This is a genomic window from Agriterribacter sp. (assembly GCF_035444585.1).
In the GTDB taxonomy this organism is placed as follows: Bacteria; Bacteroidota; Bacteroidia; order Chitinophagales; family Chitinophagaceae; genus Agriterribacter.
This window is the reverse complement of record NZ_DAOMOZ010000211.1, coordinates 5312-8246: the sequence shown is the minus strand read 5'-3', so window position 1 is coordinate 8246 and position 2935 is coordinate 5312. Positions and strand designations below refer to the sequence as shown.

The window sequence follows — 2935 nt, the reverse complement described above, 5'->3', positions numbered from 1 at the left end:
TATGGAATTTTTTTCAAAAGATTAACGCAAACATTCAGGCAATATAATAAAAAAATACACGGTTTTATACTTATATGAAACCAAATTATTTTTAAGTGGTTTTGTTTGCAAGGAGGGTGCTGTATGATACCTCCCTGCCTGCATTTGGAAGGGCCGAAGGCGGGATGGGGCAGGACGGAGACAGTATAAAGGATAAGATATTGTGATTTACTGTTTATTTTTACTATCCCTATTACAATACAACCTGTATGATCACAGAAGAAGCCTTGTTACTGGCCCGCCGTTTATGGAACTATCACCATATGAACCATACCCTTGCAAAGTCTGATTGCATACTGGCGCTGGGAAGCCATGACCTGCGGGTGGCGCACCGGGCGGCGGAACTGTATTTGCAGGGCTGGGCGCCGCTGGTTGTCATGTCGGGCGGACTGGGAAACTTTACACAGGATATGTGGACGGAAACGGAAGCCGATAAGTTTGCAGCCATAGCCCTGCAAATGGGCGTGCCGGCCGATGCGCTGCTTATTGAAAACAGGTCAACCAATACGGGCGAGAACATTTTATTTACCGCCCGGTTATTGAAAGAAAAGGGACTGGATCCACAGCATTTTATCGTAGTACAAAAGCCTTATATGGAAAGAAGGTCTTATGCCACTTTCAAAAAACACTGGCCCGATAAAAACGTTTTGGTTACTTCTCCCCAACTGTCTTTTGATGAATATGCAACAGATGATATACCGCTGGAACGGGTGATCCATATTATGACAGGCGATTTGCAGCGCATCAAATATTATCCCGTGAAGGGGTTTCAAATTTACCAGGAAATACCTGCAGAGATATGGGATGCTTATGAAAGGCTGGTAGTATCGGGTTTTGATAAGCACCTGATGAAAGATTGAGCGCTTTTCCTTATGTGGTATGACGCTCCTTTGTGGAACTGCGTTTCGGAAGAATATAAATGGAGGCTGACTAAAAGGTTCAGCCTAAAGATATGCCAATAAGTTGTACCGGAATGTTTAGTGATCCTTTGTGCCTTTGTGACCTCATGGCAGGCAATAAATGTTTTGTAAATCTTTGTGTCTTCGTGCCTTTGCGGCAAAATATTACTTTTTAATCAACTCCAAAGGTTGTTAAAAAAGAGCAGATACCAGGTCATCGGCCGTCATTCCCTTAAAATAGGCGTCAATAGTAAAATTGCTTAACACTTCCCGGACTAAGGGTTCATCATGCGCTTTGTTTTCTAATGCTTTTTCAATTTCAGTAATGTCCTTTTCATTAAAAAAATCCCCGAATATCTTTACTTTTTGAATTATCCCTTTTTCAACGTCAAGATTCATCTCCAGCATGCCGCCGTTGGTTTTTACTTCTTTTCTGAAGCTGTAATCGGGCGACTGCCCGTAATTCCATTCGTTGGTGGCATATTTTTCATCCCTGATCTTTTCAATAGCGCTGATGTCTGCAGCGGTAAATGTATAGGGCACACAGTCGTCATTGGTTGCAATAATATGCTCCATGATCTTTTGCGTGAATGCTTCTATGCTCAATGCTGTAGTAAGATGCTCCGCTATGTTGGTAACTCTTTTGGGAATGGATTTCACCGCCTTATCCCTGTATTTTAAAGGATTTATCCGTAATGCCTCACTCACATTTTTCATTTCCGATGAAAACAGTAAAGTGCCGTGGTGTAGTATTTTATTTTTATAAATATGCTCCGCATTCCCTGAAATTTTTTTACCGCCAATGGTAATATCGTTCCTGCCTTCAAAGCGGGCATCTGCCCCCAGGCTTCTCAATACTTCCACAATAGGCCGGGTATATTTTTCAAAATCCATCAGGGTAGAGTTGCTGCCCGTTTTGGTAAAAGAGAAATTAAGATTTCCCAGGTCGTGGTATACGGCCCCGCCGCCCGAAAGCCTCCTTACAACATGAATATTGTGCTTTTTTACATAATCGAAATTGATTTCCGCCAGGGTGTTTTGATGCCTGCCTACTATAATGGCATTGTCATTACGCCAGAGCATAAAGCAATCCTCTTCAATATGCTTAAAAATATATTCATCCGTAGCTATGTTAAAGTAAGGGTCTGTAGATTGATGATAAATGCAAAGCATGCTCTTATTTATACAAATAGTTTATACAAATTTAGGCAATAGCTGTCATTCATTTTTTGCCACCCTGATAGCGGATACCTTATTCAGCCGGGCCCGGTATTGATTTTGCCGGGTAAATGGTTTGCGAGTCACCGGTATATTTTCCTTTTTCGTCCGATCGTTCTACCACGGGGTTCCAAATACCCCCGTCGGGCAATGCATTTGTTATTTTTAAACAATATTCAAAGGATCCAACCCTCCATCGTTGGAGCTTCTAATAATTGTTGTGGTTATCGTCTGCCTGCGTTAAAAAATTGTATACTTGCAGCCTTATAGCAATTGCGTTTACTAATTTTGGTATACATGAAATATTCTCAATGGACCGGACTGGCTGCGGCTATACTGGTGATTATTGCCTGTTATTTGCCCTGGGTTGAAATTGCTTCTTTATCTAAAATACTCACGGGAATGGATACTGCCGGAACCAATTTGGGCAAACCGGGCAAGCTCCATATTGTTTTTTGTGTGATCGCTTCTGTTTTATTCCTGCTACCATTGATATGGGCCAAAAGAGTAAACTTCGTGTTTTGTGCATTGGGTTTGGCATGGGCGCTTCGCAATTTCATGATATATGCCCGTTGTGAAATGGCTACCTGCCCCGAAAGACAGTACGGATTGTACCTTGTTTTACTGGGTTCAGTGATTATGCTGGCGGCATCTCTTTTCCCGGATATGAAAATCGTGGAGAAGAAGAAGTCGTCATAATAGCGCTTTTTAAATTAAATTCGGAGATGCGGTCGGCACCCGACGAAGGAGGGTCAGCACCGCATCCGGACGTAAAGCAC

At 42.3% G+C, this 2935-nt stretch carries 3 protein-coding genes; 2 read left to right on the top strand and 1 reads right to left on the bottom strand.

Features of this window, described 5'->3' with window-relative positions; all coding sequences use genetic code 11:
- Positions 1 to 248: 248 nt before the first annotated feature.
- Positions 249 to 899 carry a YdcF family protein gene (locus tag PLH26_RS17835; protein WP_324587390.1) on the top strand — a complete coding sequence of 217 codons (651 nt, stop codon included), beginning with the start codon at positions 249 to 251 and terminating at the stop codon, positions 897 to 899.
- 231 nt (positions 900 to 1130) lie between these two features.
- Here PLH26_RS17835 and lplA read toward each other — a convergent pair whose 3' ends face one another.
- Entirely contained in the window at positions 1131 to 2111 is a 981-nt protein-coding gene (lplA, locus tag PLH26_RS17830) for a lipoate--protein ligase (RefSeq protein ID WP_324587389.1), read from the bottom strand.
- A 342-nt stretch (positions 2112 to 2453) separates the two neighbouring features.
- Between lplA and PLH26_RS17825 the strand changes: the two genes are divergently transcribed.
- On the top strand, positions 2454 to 2855 hold the full coding sequence (locus PLH26_RS17825; protein ID WP_324587388.1) for a hypothetical protein: 402 nt from the start codon (positions 2454 to 2456) through the stop codon (positions 2853 to 2855).
- Positions 2856 to 2935: the final 80 nt, after the last annotated feature.

Coding starts and splice junctions, on each gene's coding strand:
- PLH26_RS17825 (WP_324587388.1), top strand. CDS start 2,454: ATGAAATATTCTCAATGGACCGGACTGGCTGCGGCTATACTGGTGATT.
- PLH26_RS17835 (WP_324587390.1), top strand. CDS start 249: ATGATCACAGAAGAAGCCTTGTTACTGGCCCGCCGTTTATGGAACTAT.
- lplA (WP_324587389.1), bottom strand. CDS start 2,111: ATGCTTTGCATTTATCATCAATCTACAGACCCTTACTTTAACATAGCT.